This is a genomic window from Candidatus Competibacteraceae bacterium, assembly GCA_016713505.1.
Taxonomy (GTDB): Bacteria; Pseudomonadota; Gammaproteobacteria; order Competibacterales; family Competibacteraceae; genus Competibacter_A.
The window spans coordinates 2,971,261-2,987,273 of record JADJPA010000001.1 but is presented as its reverse complement, the minus strand read 5'-3'; the positions used below and the strand labels follow the sequence as shown (position 1 = coordinate 2,987,273).

The window sequence follows — 16,013 nt, the reverse complement described above, 5'->3', positions numbered from 1 at the left end:
ACCCCATGCGCGACGCTGCCACCGCCCCCTGGCTGCAACTGACCCTTGAAGCTATCGACCATAGTCCAGACCAACTGGAAGACGCCCTGCTGTTGGCCGGCGCGCTGGCGGTCACCTTGGCGGACGCCGGCGATCAGCCGTTATTAGAGCCGGCGCCCGGCCAGACGCCTTTATGGGAGCACACCCGGGTCACCGGCCTGTTCGACGCGCAGACCGATATTGAAGTAGTAAAAGGGCAACTACGGCGGTTCCTGCGCGCGCCGGCTTTGCCGGAATGCCGCTTGATCGCCTTGGAGGAGCGCGATTGGGTCCGGGCCTGGATGGAACATTTCCATCCGATGCGTTTTGGCCGACGGCTGTGGGTCTGTCCGACCTGTCAAACGCCGCCCGCACCGGCGGCGGTCAACATTCGGCTCGATCCCGGACTCGCCTTCGGCACCGGCACCCACCCAACCACGGCGCTGTGTCTGGAGTGGCTGGACGGCGCGGAGCTACCCGGTAAAACGATTCTCGATTACGGCTGCGGTTCCGGCATTCTGGCCCTCGCCGCCGCCAAATTGGGCGCGGAACGGGTTTGGGCGGTGGATATCGACCCGCAGGCCCTGATGGCCAGCGACGATAACGCCGCCGAAAACGAGGTCGAGGATCGGATCGAATTGAGCCATCCGCAGGAACTCCCCGCGGCCTTGCAGGTAGATATTCTGCTAGCCAACATCTTGGCTGGAATATTGATACAACTGGCTCCAGAATTCGGACGAAGGATCAAGCCGGGCGGTCGGCTAGTGCTTTCGGGCATCCTTGAGCAACACGCCGATGCCGTACAAGCCGCGTTCGCCCGCGATTTCAGTTTTGCGACCCATTCGTCGCGGGAGGATTGGGTGCTGTTGGAAGGGACGCGCAAACAGCCCGCGCGGCACTAGGGCGGCTCCCCATTACCCGAGCGACGCCACCGTCAAATCTTGAACGTGCTCGGCCATGTTGGAATCCGCCACCCCCATGCCAACGCCAGCAGACGCAATCCGGTTGTGGTTGCAACTCCAACACTCAACTTCAGCCAAGACTCCACCCCGACGCCGTGCAGCAGCCAATAAACCAGACATCCAAAAACCGCGCATAGGGCATAAGGATGGCGATTGTGAAACACCGCTGGAATCTGGTCGCACACTACATCGCGCAGCACGCCGCCGCACACGCCGGTAATCACGCCCATGAGCACCACCACAACCAGCGGCATACCCGCCGCCTGCGCGATCGAGGCCCCGGAAATGCTGAACAAGCCCAAACCCACCGCATCGGTCGCTTCCATCAGCCAGCGGGCCGGTCGATGGCGGCCTATCCGCAGCAAGGGCGGGGCCATGACCGCCAGCGCCAACACCAGCCAGACGTATTCCTGATGCTGGACCCAAAACAGCGGCCGACGATCCAGCAGCACATCTCGCACCGTGCCGCCACCGAACGCGGTCACAAAAGCGATGGCAAAAATGCCGACCACATCCATTTGCTTGCGGACCGCCTCGATCACCCCGGAAATGGCGAAGGCGATAGTGGCGGCAATTTCGACGAAGGTCATCAAGGGTTCGAGGGTCATCTGAAAAATGGCACAATCGATGGTCGAGCGGGCGCAAAAATAAAACACTTTCCGTCATTTTTCATGAAAATCAGGTTCATATTCAAAAATTTTTCATAGATTTATTTTTATATATTGCTTCATATTAAAGACGAAGCTCGATGCTAAGCCCGCCCTCATGCAGATCGATCCATACCTTCTCAACCCGCCCGTGCTGCTAGCGCCGATGGCCGGTGTCAGCGACCGGCCGTTCCGGCTGCTATGCCGGCAATTGGGCGCGGGGTTGGCCGTTTCGGAAATGGTCAGCGCCGATCTCCGGCTCAAGGATAGCCGCAAAACCCGGCTACGGCGGGATCACGGCGGCGAACCCGCCCCGCGCAGCGTGCAAATTTTCGGCACCGACCCGCGCGCCATGGCCGAAGCCGCCCGACTCAATGTCGAACATGGCGCTCAGATCATCGATATCAACATGGGCTGTCCGGCTAAAAAAGTGTGCGGAACCCTGGCCGGCGCGGCATTGCTGCGCGACGAAGCGCGAGTCGGCCGCATCTTGGACGCCGTGGTCGGCGCGGTAGCGGTACCGGTTACCTTGAAGATTCGCACCGGCTGGGATCTTGAGCATCGCAACGGCGTTGCCATCGCGCGCATCGCCGAGCGAGCCGGCGTCAAAGCGCTGGCCGTTCACGGCCGCACCCGCGCCTGCGGCTACAGCGGACCGGTCGATTATGCGACCATCCGCGCCATCAAGCAGGCGGTGACGATCCCAATCATCGCCAACGGCGATATCGACGGTCCTGAGAAAGCGCGTCAAGTGCTCGAGGACACGGGCGCGGACGCTCTCATGATCGGTCGGGCCGCCCAAGGCCGCCCTTGGATTTTCCGCGAAATCGCTCATTATCTGACGACGGGCCAGCGCTTGCCTCCGCCGACCGTGGAGGACATCGGCCGTTGGGTTTTAAGTCATCTGGAACGCTTGCACGCCTTTTACGGCGAAACGGCCGGCGTGCGCATCGCCCGCAAGCATTTGGCCTGGTACAGCCGCCATTGGCTGGACAGCCCGGCGTTTCGCGCCCGTATCAATTCTGTCGAACTACCCCGCGAGCAGCTCGAACTGACCCGCGATTTCTTCCAGCGTCTGGCGGATAAAATGAATAAGGAGCGCCTGGCTGCATGAGCATTCATACCCCCGATTCCCCGGTCGATCTGTTGCCGGCCACCCCGTTGCGCGAGCATGTTTTTGAAACCTTGCGCATTTATTTTCACAATCTCGGCGGCCAAGCGCCCAGCAACCTGTACGATCTGGTGCAGCGCGAGGTAGAGCCTCCGCTGTTGGAAATCGTGATGCAATTCACCGGCGGCAATCAGACCAAGGCGGCCGATATTCTCGGCATCAATCGCGGCACGCTGCGCAAGAAATTGCGCCAGTACAGCCTCAATTAAGCCCTGTGGCTTGATGGAGATGGCATGAGTCTGGCGATTTTCGATCTCGACAACACCCTGTTGGGCGACGACAGCGATTACCTGTGGGGCCGGTTTCTGATCGAACAGGGCTTGGTGGACGGGGATGGCTACGAGCGTGAAAACCAGCGTTTTTACGACGCTTACCGGGCCGGCACGCTCGACATACAGGCGTTTCTGCGCTTCATGCTGCGGCCGCTGAGCGAACATCCAGCCGCGCAATTGTGGGAGTGGCGGGCGCGGTTTATGAAAGACAAAATCGAGCCGATCCTCCTGCCCAAAGCGCTCGCTCTACTGGAGCGGCATCGCGCGGCCGGCGACACGCCGCTCATCATCACCGCCACCAACCGCTTCATCACCGAACCCATCGCCGAACGGCTGGGCGTGCCTAACCTGCTGGCGACCGAGATCGAGTTCAGCGATGGGCGCTACACGGGGCGGCCACTCGGCATCCCCTGCTTCCAGCACGGCAAGGTCGAACGGTTGCGGGCGTGGCTGGCTGAAACCGGTCACGATCTGACCGAAAGCTGGTTTTACAGCGATTCCCACAACGATCTGCCGTTGCTAGGCGCGGTGACGCATCCGGTGGCGGTGGACCCCGACGAAGCGCTGGCCCGGCACGCGACGGAACACGGCTGGCCGATCATCAGCCTGCGGGACAACGCCCCCTAACAAAGCCGATCCTCGCGTCCGCCGGATTTCCCTTGGAACGCCACTCCACTATCATGATCGCCTTTCGATAGCGCCTTGCTTTTTTCACTTTCCGCAGGAAGACCCATGGATCCGAATTTAATCCACAACGTCAACATCGCCGCTCAAGACCTACTGCTGACGCCCGATGAAATCAAACAGCGGTTGCCGATGACCGACACCGCCGAAACCACGGTGCTCCAAGGCCGCCAGACCGTACAGCGCATTCTCGACCGGCACGATCATCGGGTCTTCGCGGTGGTCGGTCCTTGTTCCATCCACGATGTCAAAGCGGCGAGCGACTACGCCCAGCGCCTGAAGACGCTGGCCGATGAAGTCAGCGATACGCTGGTCGTCATCATGCGGGTGTATTTCGAGAAGCCGCGCACCACGGTCGGCTGGAAGGGCTTGATCAACGACCCGCGCATGGACGATTCGTTCCACATCGAGGAAGGCTTGCAGGTGGCGCGCGGCCTGCTGCTGAAACTGGCGGAAATGGGCCTACCCGCCGGCACCGAGGCGCTCGATCCGATCAGCCCGCAATACGTCGCCGATCTGATCGCCTGGACCGCCATCGGCGCTCGCACCACCGAATCCCAGACCCATCGTGAAATCGCCAGCGGGCTATCAACCCCGGTCGGTTTCAAGAACGGCACCAACGGCAGCCTGGAGGTGGCGATCAACGCCCTGCAATCGGCCGCCCGCCCCCATAGCTTCCTGGGGATCGACCAATTCGGCCGTTCGGCGGTGACCCACACGCGCGGCAACCGCTACGGACACATGGTGCTGCGCGGCGGCGACCGGCCGAACTATGATTCGGTATCCGTCGCCTTGTGTGAAAAAGCGTTGCGCGAAAAGAAGTTGCCGGTGAATATCGTGGTGGATTGCAGTCACGCCAACTCCTTCAAGGACCCCGCCATGCAACCGCTGGTGATGCGTGATTGCGTCCATCAGATTTTGGAAGGCAATCAGTCCATCATCGGTTTCATGATCGAGAGCAATCTCGACTGGGGCAGCCAGTCGATTCCGGCCGACCGCAGCCAGCTTAAGTACGGCGTGTCGGTCACCGACGCTTGCGTGGACTGGCCGACCACCGAAAAGATGCTGCGCGAAGCCCACGCCAAATTGAAAGCGGTATTGCCGGGGCGGATGACGGCCTGAGTCTCGCCGCTGCAAGCGCCAGGGTGCCGGACCTTACCCGGCCACCCTCCTGCTGTCTCATTAAACGGTCGTCGCTAACAACTCTCATAGGGAATTGCCTCCGCTTCTATATTTCTATATATTTGGAAATATGGAAACATCGGCCGCGATCACCATTCTCAGCGCGCTGGCCCAAGAGACCCGCCTAGGAATTTTTCGTCATTTGGCTCAATCTGGCCCGCAGCCCGCCGGGCAGATAGGCGAAAGTTTCAGCCTGCCGCTGGCGACGCTGTCCTTTCACTTGAAAACCTTGCAGCAGGCTGGGCTGCTCGCTTGTCGTCGCGACGGCCGGCAGTTGATCTATCAAGCGCGCTGTGACGCCATCGCCGAATTGATGACCTATCTGACCGAGCACTGCTGCACTCTACCCGTTCTGCTGCTGGACAAGCGCGGTCAACCCACTTTGGAGACCAAGGAATGAGCGCTGTTTGCGAAGTCAACGCCAAGCAGGTCGGAGGCGTACAACTGAGCATCTTCGAACGCTACCTGACCGTATGGGTGGCGCTATGCATCGTGACCGGCATCGTGCTGGGCCACTTTTTGCCGGGACTGTTCCAAACCATCGGCAAACTGGAAATCGCGCGGGTCAACCTGTCGGTCGCGATACTGATCTGGTTGATGATTATTCCGATGCTGGTCAAGATCGATTTTACCGCGCTGCGCGAGGTCGGCCAGTACTGGCGCGGAATCGGCGTCACTCTGTTGATCAATTGGGGCATCAAACCTTTTTCGATGGCGCTGCTGGGCTGGCTGTTCATCGGTGGTCTGTTCGCGCCGCTGCTGCCCGCCGAGCAGATCGAATCCTATATCGCCGGGCTGATCCTGCTGGCCGCCGCGCCTTGCACCGCGATGGTGTTCGTGTGGAGCCATCTGACCAAGGGCGAACCGCATTTTACCCTGACCCAGGTTGCCCTGAACGACATCATCATGGTGTTCGCCTTCGGCCCCATCGTCGCACTGCTGCTGGGCATGACCTCGATTGTGGTGCCGTGGGAAACGCTATTGTTATCGGTGGTGCTGTATATCGTCATTCCCTTGATCATCGCCCAGGTGGTGCGCGGCATGGTGCTGAACGCGCGAGGACCAACGGGGTTGGCGCGTCTGCTGGAGGTGTTTGATCCGGCTTCGCTGGTGGCGCTGCTGATGACGTTGGTGCTGCTGTTCGGCTTCCAGGGCGAGCAAATCATCCGCCAGCCGCTGGTGATTTTGCTGCTGGCGGTCCCGATTCTGTTTCAGGTGCTCGTCAACGCCGGGCTGGCGTACTGGCTGAATCGAACGGTCGGCTCGCCGCATTGCGTGGCCGGCCCCTCCGCTTTGATCGGGGCCAGCAATTTCTTCGAGCTGGCGGTGGCGGCGGCCATAGCCTTGTTTGGCTTCAATTCGGGCGCGGCGCTGGCGACCGTGGTCGGCGTGTTGATCGAGGTGCCCGTCATGTTGCTGGTCGCCAGCATCGTCAACCGCAGTCGCGCATGGTACGAGCAGGGCCTCAGCAGCGCGGCCGGCGAACCGCGGCCAAACCCGATCCACTCCAATCAGAGCACGGAATCATGAACGTTTTGTTTCTCTGCACCGGCAATTCATGCCGCTCGATCCTGGGAGAGGCCACCTTCAATCACCTGGCCCCACCGGGTTGGAAAGCGTTGAGCGCCGGCAGTCATCCCGCCGGAAAAGTTCACCCGCGCTCGCTGGCTCTGCTGGAACGCGAGAGCATCCCGACCGAGGGCTATCGCAGCAAATCCTGGGACTCTTTGTCGGTGACGCCGGATATCGTGATCACGGTCTGCGCCAGCGCGGCGGGCGAAACCTGTCCGACCTATCTGGGCTCGGTGCTGCGAACGCATTGGGGGGTAGACGATCCAGCTCACGCCACCGGCACCGCTGCCGAGATCGACGCCGCCTTCATGCAAGCTTATCGGATACTGCGCGCCCGCATCGAAGCGTTCTTCGCGCTACCGCTGAACGAATTGAAAAATGATCGGAATCGCCTGAAAGTTGAACTGGACCGCATCGGCACTTTGCTGCCGGCACGGCGATAGCGTCGGTCGGACGCCGCTAAAAAACACTATTGAGCAAATTCGACGGCGAATATTGATCGGTCAGGATGCGGGCGTCGGCTTTCCAATCGGGCTTGGTCGAAAACAGCGGCAACAGCCAATCGCGGCCAAAGCCGAGCGGTTTGAGTTTCTCCTCCAGCGCGGCGGCGTTACGGTCGATGGCGTCACGGGCGAGAACACCATCCAGCTTGGCGAGAACGATGCGATTTTTATATTGCACCCGAAGGTTGTAAAACTCGCCGAACACCGACTGATAAGTGGTCGATTCGTGGTCGTAAAGCCGGCTGGTCGAAAAGGTGTTCGCGGCCAGGACGCCATCTGGAGTCAGCAAATTTTTGATTTCAAAAAGAAATTCTTGAGTCAGCAGATGCTCCGGGATGTATTGATGATCGAAGGCGTCCAACATGATCAAATCGTAATGTTGCCCGGCCTTGCCCGCGCGCTTGGCGAACACGCGCCCGTCTTCCTCGATGACGTGGAGGTGCTGGCCGGACTCGAAACCGAAGAACTGCTTGGCGACCTTGACCACCGCCGGATCGATTTCCACGATGTCGATGGCGGCGTCAGGGTACATTTTCGCCAGCGCCATCGGCAGCACGCCGCCGCCCAGCCCGATGATCAAGACGTTTCGGGGATTCGGATTGAGATACAGCGCGCCCATCATCATCTTGGTGTAGGTGAAGACGAACTGATTGGGATCGTCCAGGGATTTGCAGGTCTGGCGGGCGCTTTGATCCCGCTGGCTGAAACTCATGCACCGTTGATCGCCTTCTTCATAAATGAGGATATTCCGATACAGCGACTTTTCGGTATGGATGACGTTGCTTGCGGTGGAATGGGTGGCCATGAGCGAAGCGAACAGCGCGAACAATGTCTTGAGGCTAGGGACCGGACGCATTTTCACGGTTTCCGAGGACGGTGGCGAGCGAGCCCAGAATCAGCGAAACGCCGATGAGGCCGGCCAGAATTTGATGGATTTCAAAGTAAAGCACCAGATAGAACGAGGTCAGGATAGTTCCCGCCGCGCTGCCGAAGGTCGAAAAAAAATACAGCAATCCGGCAAACTGCCCGCTTGAGCGCGGATCGCGCACCAGCAAGCGCACCGCGTAAGGCGACACCATGCCGGCGATGGCGGTCGGAATGAAGAAGAACAGAGTCGCCGCCAACAGCGAACCGTACCGGGGATCGCTAACCCGGTCGAATACCGCATCGAGCACGGCATTGCCGAATAGAATCACCGGGCTGGTCGTCAAGGACGCCAACAGTAACAGCAAGGCCAGCCGCCGCAAGCTCGGCTGGTACAGCGACAGCCGACCGCCCAGCAGGTAACCAACCGACAAGGCGAGCATGAACACGGTAATCACCCCGCCCCAGACATAGATGCTGTTACCAAAATTAGGGGCGAGAATCCGCCCGCTTAGCAGCTCGATCGCCATCACGAAAAAACCGGACCATCCCGCGATCAGAAAGATAAAAACGCGCTGCAAACTCGGAGCCTCGACAATGTAGAAGGATCGTGCCAGGCGGTCGGAGACCGTCGGGCAAGCTTACTATGAAACAGAGCGCGCCGACGGTTTCACCGCGCGCGATTTCCCGCTTGAAAGGAATGACAAGCGCTTGATATCCAGGAAATGGCGCATACATTGTTGGAATGAGACTTTCGGCTGACCGATCCCGTTGATAGGAGGGCCTCCCTTGGATTTCAAGGACTATTACCAAACGCTAGGCGTGGCCCGCGACGCCACGCCGGAGAACATCAAGAAAGCGTTCCGCAAACTCGCCCGCCAATACCATCCCGACGTTTCCAAGGAAGCAGACGCCGACGCGCGCATGAAAGAAGTCAACGAGGCTTACACCGTACTCTCGGACCCGGAAAAGCGCACCGCCTACGACCAAATCGGCCAAGGCTACCAGTCCGGTCAGGATTTCCGGCCGCCGCCGGATTGGCAGGGTGATTTTCAGTCCGCGTCCGGCCGGGGTTATTCCCAAGCGGAAGCCGCCGATTTCAGCGACTTCTTCGCCGAACTGTTCGGCAGGCGAGCGGGCGCGGCGGGCACTGGCGCGGCGGGGCCGGGTTTCCACGCGCGCGGCCAGGACCAGCACGCCGAGGCGCTGCTCGATTTGGAAGACGCTTTCAATGGAACGACCCGCCAGATCAGCTTGCGCGTGCCGAAACTGGACGACAAAGGCCGGATCGCGCTCGATACCCGCACCCTCAACGTCAAGATCCCGAAGGGTGTCCGCGAAGGCCAACTGATCCGGCTGGCCGGTCAGGGCAGCGCGGGCTACGGCGACGGTCAAGCCGGCGATTTGCTGCTGGAAATCCATTTCAAACCGCACGCCCGTTGTCGGGTGGACGGGCGGAATCTGTACCTGACCTTGCCGGTGGCTCCCTGGGAAGCGGCGCTGGGCGCGGTTGTTCCGGTCGATCTGCCCGACGGCGGCCAGCTCAAGGTACGGATTCCAGAAGGCGCGCAGAGCGGCCGGCAATTGCGGGTGCGCGGCAAGGGCATCCCCAGCGAGCCACCCGGCGATTTGCTGCTCGATATTCAGGTGGTGCTGCCGGCGGCGGCGACCCCGCGAGCGCGGGAACTGTACGAAACCATGGCGCGCGAGCTGGCGTTCGACCCCCGCGCTGAGACGAGGGCTTGAGCCATGCGCGATGACGATATTTTGACCGGCGTCCTTCTTGAGGAAGCCTGCCTGACCCTGGAGGAATTGGCGGGCGTCTGCTCGGTCGCACCTGAGTGGGTGCGGCTTCACGTCGAGGAAGGCTTGCTGTCCAATCAAGACAGCGGCGGCGAATGGCGTTTCAGCCGCCGCGAACTCTGGCGCGCCCGCCACATCCATCGGCTAGAGCGCGATTTCGACGCCGCGCCGGAACTGGCCGCGCTGGTCGCCGATCTGTTGGAAGAGTTGGACAGCTTGCGGGCCCGCTTGCGGCGAGCCAGTCCGCGCTAGCGCGTGGCTTTCCTGGTCGGAGAGAATACCCATGCCTGAATCCCTGCATCTGGTTTGCCCGCATTGCCAGGCGATCAATCGCTTGCCTGCCCGGCGGCTCGGCGAGCAACCGAGCTGCGGCCAATGCCATCAACCGCTGTTCACCGGCCACCCGGTCGAGCTTACCACCGTCACCTTCTCCCAGCAGCTCGCCCGCAACGACATCCCCTTACTGGTGGATTTCTGGGCGCCCTGGTGCGGCCCCTGCAAGATGATGGCGCCGGCTTTCGTCCAGGCGGCGGCGCAACTGGAGCCGCAAATTCGCTTGGCCAAGGTCGATACTGAAGCCGAGCCGGGCTTGGGCGCGCAATACAACATCCGCAGCATCCCGACGCTGGCTTTATTCCAAGGGGGCCGGGAAGTGGCCCGGCAGGCGGGCGCGATGGGGGTGGCGGACATCGTGCGCTGGACCCGCGCGAGCTTGGTTTGAAAGCGTTGCGGACCACTCTCAAGTGAGCCACGGTCACGAGCGTTCCCATCCTCATCCTCACGGTGAAGCCGCCGATCATACGTTGTGGCTTGCCACTGCTCTGACCCTGATATATGCCGGCGTGGAGGTGGCCGTCGGCAGGTGGGCGGGATCGCTGGCGCTGGTCGCCGACGCCGGCCACATGGTCAACGATGCCGCCGCGCTGGGCTTGGCGGCGGTCGCGGCGTGGCTGGCGCGGCGGCCCGCGTCGGCCCGGCACAGCTACGGTTTCGGGCGGGCCGAATTTTTGGCGGCGCTAATCAACAGTCTCGCCTTACTGGTGCTGGTGCTGTGGCTGAGCGTTTCCGCCATCCAACGCCTGCACGACCCGCGGCCGGTCAGCGGCGAGGCGGTCTCGCTGGTCGCCGCCATCGGGCTGGGACTCAACATTCTGGTGGCCTGGCTGCTCGGTCGCGGCGAGCGTAATCTCAACACTCGCGCCGCGCTGCTGCATGTGCTCGGCGATCTGCTGGGATCGGTCGCCGCGCTACTGTCTGGCGTCGTAATCGCTGTTACCGGCTGGACGCCGGTCGATCCGCTGTTGTCGCTCGGTATCGGCGCGTTGATCGTGGTTTCCAGCTTGCGCCTGCTGCGCGAGGCGCTGCGCGGCCTGATGGAAGGCGTCCCCCCGACGCTTGCGCCCGAAACCGTCGGGAAGGCGTTGGCGACCGTGCCGGGCGTCGCCTCGGTCCACGACCTGCACATCTGGAGCGTGGGACCGGAACGAATCATGTTGACCGCGCATCTGGTGGTGCGGGATCTGCGGCAATGGGAAACGGTGCTCGACGCCTGCCACGCCCTGCTGATCGCCCAATTTGCGATCCGGCACACCACCTTGCAACCGGAACCCATGACCCGGACCGTGCGCTGGCTAGGTGGCTCGCACCATAGCCACCATCACGAAAACTCGCGCTGAACACAGCGCCACCCATCCCGCGCGCATTGTGGGTTGGTGCAAACACGTGTAGCCCGCGGCCCGGCACGCTGTTTAGGCTTCGCTTTTCCCTTCGACCAGCACGATATCCTTCAACGTCTTATCTTTCAAAGTTTGCTCGATTGCGGCGTCGATCCGATTCATGATGTCGCGGACGGTATCGGACTGTTTGCTCTTATCGCCCTCCTCTCGCATCGCCATCACGATATCTCGCAACTGGATGGCGCCGATATCGTTGGCGGGCAGATACACCGGCGGCTGGTGGTTGCTGGCGACGATCAGCCCTTTCTCCTCAAGCGCGCTCACGATCTCGGCCACCGTTTCGCGCGGCGCCCCCTCACATTGAACCGCCAGTCGGTCCAAACTCCACAGCGGCTCGCGGTGGTAATGGGCATCGCCGACCAGCAGCATGATCGTCAGCGCCAGCGCGGTTTGTTCGCTGGCGCTCGTTTTGCCTTCGATCGACCGCGGCAGCAACCAATGGGGATTTTGCCAGTAACAAGCGACCTGCGCGCCCACCAAGACGATCAACCAACCGATGTTCACCCAAATCATAAACAGTACCGCAGCGGCAAATCCTGAGTAAATCGCCGAATAACTGGAAGAATTGGCCACGAAATTAGCGAAAATCAGGCCGGTCGCGAACCAGAGCACGCCCGCGAAAAACCCGCCGATCAACGCCGGCGGCACCCGCACGCGGGTGTTGGTGAGAAAGCCGTACATGAACGCAAAGGTCAGACAGATCAGCAGATAAGGTATCAGCCGCCCCAATCCGAAGATGAGTAGGCCGAAGGGCTCGATAGCCGCCAGGCGCTGGACCCATTCGTTGTCCAACGCCGATACGCTGATGCCAAGACCGGCGAAGATAAAAACCGGCCCCACCAGAATGACGCTGAGATAGTCGCTGAAGCGCCGCGTCCAACTCCGACCAAGGGGTGTCCGCCAAATTTGATTGAACGCCTCCTCGATTTTTTGCAGCAAGCTGAGCACCGTGTAAAACAAGAGCGCGATGCCCAACGATCCCAGAACGCCCACTTGTAGGTTATTGACAAAATCGAGAATTTTAGCGCCCGCTTCTAGACCCGGTTGGCCCATCGGCTCCAGATAGCTCATCAACGTGGGTTCGAGCTGGTTTTGCACGCCGAACCCCTTGAGCACCGAAAAAGTGACCGCCAGCAGCGGCACCAGCGACAGCAAGGTGGTGTAAGCCAAGCTGCTGGCCTGTTTGTTGAGCTGGCCGTCGAGAAATTTGAGCGCGATGCCGTGGACCAACCGGGCGAGAAAAATCCCGAGCCGATAAAGGCGGGACCGATCGGTGTGATCGTCCTCAAAGACCCGCCGATGCCACTGGTCGATTAAGGAATGACTATCAGGCATGATGATTTATTAATATGATATTGAATTTATTATTTAATTTAGCGTCTTCCACGCCTCGGCGACTTTCTGGCGCGGCATGAGTTTCCTCGCACTTTTTAGCGCAGTTTAAAGTAAAAAACTTCCTAGGAACGCAGTCGAACAAACCCGCGCCCCTTGGCAAACCCCGCGTTTGGAACTATTCTATTTTCATATAGTACTAATCAAGTACAGATTAGACGAGCCGCACGGAGCGTCCATGATCCGAATCACTCGGGAAGCCGACTACGGAATTTTGCTGATGACTTATCTGGCACAAACCGACGGTCAAGCGTATAGCGCCGCCGCACTGGCGCAGCAGCGCCGGCTGCCGTTGCCGATGGTCAGCAAGATCTTGAAAACCCTGGCGCGGGCCGGTTTGCTGGTTTCGCAGCGCGGCGCGCAAGGCGGCTACAGTCTGGCGCGGCCGCCGGCCGCCATCACCGCCGCCGACATCATCGGCGCGCTGGAAGGCCCCATCGCCATCACCGAGTGCAGCGGGGACCATCACGACGGCTGTTCGCGGTTAGAACACTGCGAGGTCAGCGGACATTGGCCGCGCATCAATCAGGCGATCAACGTCGCGTTGCAAAGCATCAGTTTGTTGGAGATGAGCCGGCCCGATCCGCCGCGACCGGTGCATTTTTACCCCTTGCACCACACCGCCACCGCCAACACCGCCGGCCATCCGATTTGAGCCGCCGCATTCAGCCACAGGATTCCGACTCATGAGCGACAGCACTCAAGCCCTCGAACGCCTCGCCGCCAGCGATTACAAGTATGGCTTCGTGACCGACATCGAACAGGAAACCGTGCCGCCGGGGTTGAACGAGGACGTGATTCGCTTGATTTCGGCCAAGAAGGAAGAGCCGGACTGGCTGCTGGAATGGCGGCTGGAAGCCTTCCGCTTCTGGTTGACGCAGGAAGAGCCGACCTGGGCGCGGGTCCATTATCCGCCCATCGACTATCAGGCGATTTCCTATTACGCCGCGCCCAAGCAAAAAGGCGACGGTCCGAAGAGCTTGGACGAGATCGACCCGGAATTGCGCCGCACCTATGAAAAGCTCGGCATTCCGCTGGCCGAGCAAGCCATTCTGGCGGGCGTGGCGGTTGACGCGGTGTTCGATTCGGTGTCGGTGGCGACCAGCTATAAAGGCAAGTTGGCCGAACAAGGGATCATCTTTTGTTCGTTTTCCGAGGCGGTGCGCGAGCATCCCGATCTGGTGAAAAAGTATCTCGGTTCGGTGGTGCCGTATCGGGATAATTTTTATGCGACGCTGAATTCGGCGGTATTCTCGGATGGTTCCTTCGTCTACATCCCGCCGGGCGTGCGCTGCCCGATGGAATTGTCCACCTATTTCCGCATCAACGCCAGCAACACCGGCCAGTTCGAGCGCACCCTAATCATTGCCGACGAGGGCGCATCGGTGTCGTATCTCGAAGGCTGCACCGCGCCGATGCGCGATGAAAATCAACTACATGCGGCCGTAGTGGAACTGGTGGCGCTGAACAACGCCACCATTAAATATTCGACGGTGCAGAACTGGTATCCGGGCGATGCGAACGGTAAGGGCGGCATTTACAACTTCGTGACCAAGCGCGGGTTGTGCAAGGGCCGCGATTCCAAGATTTCCTGGACGCAGGTGGAAACGGGTTCGGCGATCACCTGGAAATATCCGAGTTGCATCCTGCGCGGTGAAAACTCGGTCGGCGAGTTCTATTCGGTGGCTTTAACCCGCGATTATCAGCAGGCCGATACCGGCACCAAGATGATCCACATGGGCAAGAACACCCGTAGCACCATCGTTTCCAAGGGCATTTCCGCCGGTCATGGCCAGAATGCGTATCGGGGATTGGTAAAAATCCTGCCGACCGCCGAAAACGCCCGCAATCATTCGCAATGCGATTCGCTGCTGATGGGCGACCGCTGCGGCGCGCATACCTTCCCGTATATCGAGGTGCAGAACCCGACCGCGCAGGTCGAGCATGAAGCCAGCACCTCGAAAATCAGTGAGGATCAGCTTTTTTATTGCAAGCAACGCGGCATCAGCGCTGAGGATGCGGTGAGTTTGATCGTCAATGGTTTTTGCAAGGAAGTATTCAAGGAATTGCCGATGGAATTCGCGGTTGAAGCGCAGAAGCTGATTGAGTTGAAGTTGGAAGGAAGTGTGGGTTAATTGAAACTCAGGTTTAAGTAAAGGCATGTCACGTTGGCCTTGGCTTAAAGACCGCACTCAACGCCTTAAGTTTGGCACACTCGAACAGTTGTACGCTGACTTAGATTATTGTCGTTGGAGAGAAAATTTAAGCACTTGGAAATCCCATCTGAAAAGCTGGAAAAAAAGAAGATAGAAGCACTTGGAAATCACTGTAAACCTTGTCAAGCTCGAAGTAACTGATTGAGATAATGCTAATGCAATGGCAAGAAGTTTGTGAACATCCCAGTTTGCAGGATTTGCCCTTTAAGATCGAACTCAATGAAAAGGGGCAAATTTTAATGTCTCCCGTAAAGGTTTATCACTCCGCCTTTCAAGGAAGAATCACACAATTATTGCCAACGCATGGCGTGGTTCTGGCCGAATGCGCCATCAAAACCGCAAAAGGAACCAAGGTTGCTGATATTGCTTGGTGTTCGGAGCAACGATTTAAGCAGATCGAGCGGGATACGGAATGCTCTATTGCTCCAGAAGTATGCATAGAAGTGCTTTCGTTCAGTAATACGAGTAGCGAAATCGAGGAAAAAAATACTCTTTATCTTGAGGCGGGCGCTCTGGAATTTTGGGTTTGTCAGGAAAATGGGAATATGAGTTTTTTTGATTCGAGTGGATGGTTAAAAGTATCCGGCTTAATTCCTAGTTTCCCGAAAACAGTAAAAATTGTTGGTTAAGGCATTCAATCATGAATATTGAAGAACTCAAATCAGCGGTTGCTCAACTATCGAGTGAAAAGTTAGCGGAATTCTCGAAATGGTTTGAGGAATTCATGGCTGATGAATGGGATCGTCAGATTGAAACCGACATTTTAGCGGGACGTTTGAATGCGGCGGGCCAACGGGCTGAAGAGGATTTTATGGCTGGTCGCGCAAACGCTCTGGCTTAATTAATTACAGGCTATTGGCTTACAGGAACTCATCCACCATGCTGGAAATCCGCAACTTACACGCCACGGTCGAAGGCCGGGAAATTCTCAACGGCATCGACCTCACCATCCGCCCCGGTGAAGTGACCAGCATGAGTATAGGCACGCTGG

At 59.3% G+C, this 16,013-nt stretch carries 20 protein-coding genes and 1 pseudogene; 17 read left to right on the top strand and 4 right to left on the bottom strand.

The window, feature by feature from the left end:
- Positions 1-5: 5 nt before the first annotated feature.
- Entirely contained in the window at positions 6-920 is a 915-nt protein-coding gene (gene prmA, locus IPK09_13605) for a 50S ribosomal protein L11 methyltransferase (GenBank protein MBK7984642.1), read from the top strand.
- Between the two features lie 32 nt (positions 921-952).
- On the opposite strand, the gene IPK09_13600 is transcribed toward prmA, so the two are convergent.
- Entirely contained in the window at positions 953-1,588 is a 636-nt protein-coding gene (locus IPK09_13600; protein MBK7984641.1) for a trimeric intracellular cation channel family protein, read from the bottom strand.
- A 157-nt stretch (positions 1,589-1,745) separates the two neighbouring features.
- On the opposite strand from IPK09_13600, the gene dusB reads away from it, so the two are divergent.
- The 7 genes from dusB to IPK09_13565 all read left to right on the top strand — a co-directional run bounded on the left by dusB (position 1,746) and on the right by IPK09_13565 (position 6,951).
- Positions 1,746-2,741 (top strand): tRNA dihydrouridine synthase DusB, encoded by a 996-nt coding sequence (dusB, locus tag IPK09_13595; protein MBK7984640.1) that lies wholly within the window; start codon positions 1,746-1,748, stop codon positions 2,739-2,741.
- Complete coding sequence (fis, locus tag IPK09_13590; GenBank protein ID MBK7984639.1) at positions 2,738-3,007, top strand: DNA-binding transcriptional regulator Fis; 270 nt, start codon at positions 2,738-2,740, stop codon at positions 3,005-3,007. Before dusB ends, fis begins: the two co-directional genes overlap by 4 nt.
- A gap of 24 nt (positions 3,008-3,031) precedes the next feature.
- Positions 3,032-3,697 carry an HAD family hydrolase gene (locus tag IPK09_13585; protein MBK7984638.1) on the top strand — a complete coding sequence of 222 codons (666 nt, stop codon included), beginning with the start codon at positions 3,032-3,034 and terminating at the stop codon, positions 3,695-3,697.
- Positions 3,698-3,802: 105 nt separating this feature from the next.
- Positions 3,803-4,876: a 3-deoxy-7-phosphoheptulonate synthase gene (locus IPK09_13580; GenBank protein ID MBK7984637.1), complete on the top strand. Its 1,074-nt coding sequence runs from the start codon at positions 3,803-3,805 to the stop codon at positions 4,874-4,876.
- 130 nt (positions 4,877-5,006) lie between these two features.
- Entirely contained in the window at positions 5,007-5,336 is a 330-nt protein-coding gene (locus IPK09_13575; GenBank protein ID MBK7984636.1) for a helix-turn-helix transcriptional regulator, read from the top strand.
- Positions 5,337-5,380: 44 nt separating this feature from the next.
- The gene (gene arsB / locus IPK09_13570; protein ID MBK7984635.1) at positions 5,381-6,466 is read left to right on the top strand and encodes an ACR3 family arsenite efflux transporter; all 1,086 of its coding nucleotides are present in this window, start codon (positions 5,381-5,383) and stop codon (positions 6,464-6,466) included.
- Positions 6,463-6,951 carry an arsenate reductase ArsC gene (locus IPK09_13565; protein ID MBK7984634.1) on the top strand — a complete coding sequence of 163 codons (489 nt, stop codon included), beginning with the start codon at positions 6,463-6,465 and terminating at the stop codon, positions 6,949-6,951. The genes arsB and IPK09_13565 overlap by 4 nt, the downstream gene beginning before the upstream one ends.
- Positions 6,952-6,967: 16 nt before the next feature.
- Here IPK09_13565 and IPK09_13560 read toward each other — a convergent pair whose 3' ends face one another.
- Positions 6,968-7,816, bottom strand: coding sequence for a fused MFS/spermidine synthase (locus IPK09_13560; GenBank protein ID MBK7984633.1), 849 nt, complete (start codon positions 7,814-7,816; stop codon positions 6,968-6,970).
- Positions 7,817-7,850: 34 nt separating this feature from the next.
- Positions 7,851-8,405: a fused MFS/spermidine synthase gene (locus IPK09_13555; GenBank protein MBK7984632.1), complete on the bottom strand. Its 555-nt coding sequence runs from the start codon at positions 8,403-8,405 to the stop codon at positions 7,851-7,853.
- Positions 8,406-8,664: 259 nt separating this feature from the next.
- Here IPK09_13555 and IPK09_13550 point away from each other — a divergent pair, with 259 nt between their 5' ends.
- From IPK09_13550 to IPK09_13535, 4 genes are read left to right on the top strand one after another with little or no spacing between them, the layout of a single operon-like run.
- Entirely contained in the window at positions 8,665-9,621 is a 957-nt protein-coding gene (locus tag IPK09_13550; protein MBK7984631.1) for a J domain-containing protein, read from the top strand.
- A gap of 3 nt (positions 9,622-9,624) precedes the next feature.
- Positions 9,625-9,930, top strand: coding sequence for a MerR family transcriptional regulator (locus IPK09_13545; protein MBK7984630.1), 306 nt, complete (start codon positions 9,625-9,627; stop codon positions 9,928-9,930).
- A 31-nt stretch (positions 9,931-9,961) separates the two neighbouring features.
- Complete coding sequence (gene trxC / locus IPK09_13540) at positions 9,962-10,399, top strand: thioredoxin TrxC (GenBank protein MBK7984629.1); 438 nt, start codon at positions 9,962-9,964, stop codon at positions 10,397-10,399.
- Positions 10,400-10,421: 22 nt separating this feature from the next.
- Positions 10,422-11,354 carry a cation transporter gene (locus IPK09_13535; protein MBK7984628.1) on the top strand — a complete coding sequence of 311 codons (933 nt, stop codon included), beginning with the start codon at positions 10,422-10,424 and terminating at the stop codon, positions 11,352-11,354.
- A gap of 72 nt (positions 11,355-11,426) precedes the next feature.
- On the opposite strand, the gene IPK09_13530 is transcribed toward IPK09_13535, so the two are convergent.
- On the bottom strand, positions 11,427-12,749 hold the full coding sequence (locus IPK09_13530) for a YihY/virulence factor BrkB family protein (protein ID MBK7984627.1): 1,323 nt from the start codon (positions 12,747-12,749) through the stop codon (positions 11,427-11,429).
- A gap of 235 nt (positions 12,750-12,984) precedes the next feature.
- On the opposite strand from IPK09_13530, the gene IPK09_13525 reads away from it, so the two are divergent.
- From IPK09_13525 to sufC, 5 genes and pseudogenes are all read left to right on the top strand, one after another.
- Positions 12,985-13,461, top strand: coding sequence for an SUF system Fe-S cluster assembly regulator (locus tag IPK09_13525; protein MBK7984626.1), 477 nt, complete (start codon positions 12,985-12,987; stop codon positions 13,459-13,461).
- Between the two features lie 31 nt (positions 13,462-13,492).
- A complete protein-coding gene (gene sufB / locus IPK09_13520; GenBank protein MBK7984625.1) occupies positions 13,493-14,941 on the top strand; it encodes a Fe-S cluster assembly protein SufB in 1,449 nt (482 codons plus the stop codon).
- A 236-nt stretch (positions 14,942-15,177) separates the two neighbouring features.
- Positions 15,178-15,651: a Uma2 family endonuclease gene (locus IPK09_13515; GenBank protein ID MBK7984624.1), complete on the top strand. Its 474-nt coding sequence runs from the start codon at positions 15,178-15,180 to the stop codon at positions 15,649-15,651.
- A gap of 11 nt (positions 15,652-15,662) precedes the next feature.
- Complete coding sequence (locus tag IPK09_13510; GenBank protein ID MBK7984623.1) at positions 15,663-15,863, top strand: hypothetical protein; 201 nt, start codon at positions 15,663-15,665, stop codon at positions 15,861-15,863.
- A gap of 38 nt (positions 15,864-15,901) precedes the next feature.
- Positions 15,902-15,997 (top strand): annotated as a pseudogene (gene sufC / locus IPK09_13505) (Fe-S cluster assembly ATPase SufC).
- Positions 15,998-16,013: the final 16 nt, after the last annotated feature.

Coding starts and splice junctions, on each gene's coding strand:
- IPK09_13530 (MBK7984627.1), bottom strand. CDS start 12,749: ATGCCTGATAGTCATTCCTTAATCGACCAGTGGCATCGGCGGGTCTTT.
- prmA (MBK7984642.1), top strand. CDS start 6: ATGCGCGACGCTGCCACCGCCCCCTGGCTGCAACTGACCCTTGAAGCT.
- fis (MBK7984639.1), top strand. CDS start 2,738: ATGAGCATTCATACCCCCGATTCCCCGGTCGATCTGTTGCCGGCCACC.
- IPK09_13585 (MBK7984638.1), top strand. CDS start 3,032: ATGAGTCTGGCGATTTTCGATCTCGACAACACCCTGTTGGGCGACGAC.
- IPK09_13545 (MBK7984630.1), top strand. CDS start 9,625: ATGCGCGATGACGATATTTTGACCGGCGTCCTTCTTGAGGAAGCCTGC.
- IPK09_13560 (MBK7984633.1), bottom strand. CDS start 7,816: ATGGCCACCCATTCCACCGCAAGCAACGTCATCCATACCGAAAAGTCG.
- IPK09_13565 (MBK7984634.1), top strand. CDS start 6,463: ATGAACGTTTTGTTTCTCTGCACCGGCAATTCATGCCGCTCGATCCTG.
- dusB (MBK7984640.1), top strand. CDS start 1,746: ATGCAGATCGATCCATACCTTCTCAACCCGCCCGTGCTGCTAGCGCCG.
- IPK09_13600 (MBK7984641.1), bottom strand. CDS start 1,588: ATGACCCTCGAACCCTTGATGACCTTCGTCGAAATTGCCGCCACTATC.
- IPK09_13555 (MBK7984632.1), bottom strand. CDS start 8,405: ATGGCGATCGAGCTGCTAAGCGGGCGGATTCTCGCCCCTAATTTTGGT.
- IPK09_13515 (MBK7984624.1), top strand. CDS start 15,178: ATGCAATGGCAAGAAGTTTGTGAACATCCCAGTTTGCAGGATTTGCCC.
- trxC (MBK7984629.1), top strand. CDS start 9,962: ATGCCTGAATCCCTGCATCTGGTTTGCCCGCATTGCCAGGCGATCAAT.
- IPK09_13575 (MBK7984636.1), top strand. CDS start 5,007: ATGGAAACATCGGCCGCGATCACCATTCTCAGCGCGCTGGCCCAAGAG.
- IPK09_13580 (MBK7984637.1), top strand. CDS start 3,803: ATGGATCCGAATTTAATCCACAACGTCAACATCGCCGCTCAAGACCTA.
- IPK09_13510 (MBK7984623.1), top strand. CDS start 15,663: ATGAATATTGAAGAACTCAAATCAGCGGTTGCTCAACTATCGAGTGAA.
- IPK09_13525 (MBK7984626.1), top strand. CDS start 12,985: ATGATCCGAATCACTCGGGAAGCCGACTACGGAATTTTGCTGATGACT.
- sufB (MBK7984625.1), top strand. CDS start 13,493: ATGAGCGACAGCACTCAAGCCCTCGAACGCCTCGCCGCCAGCGATTAC.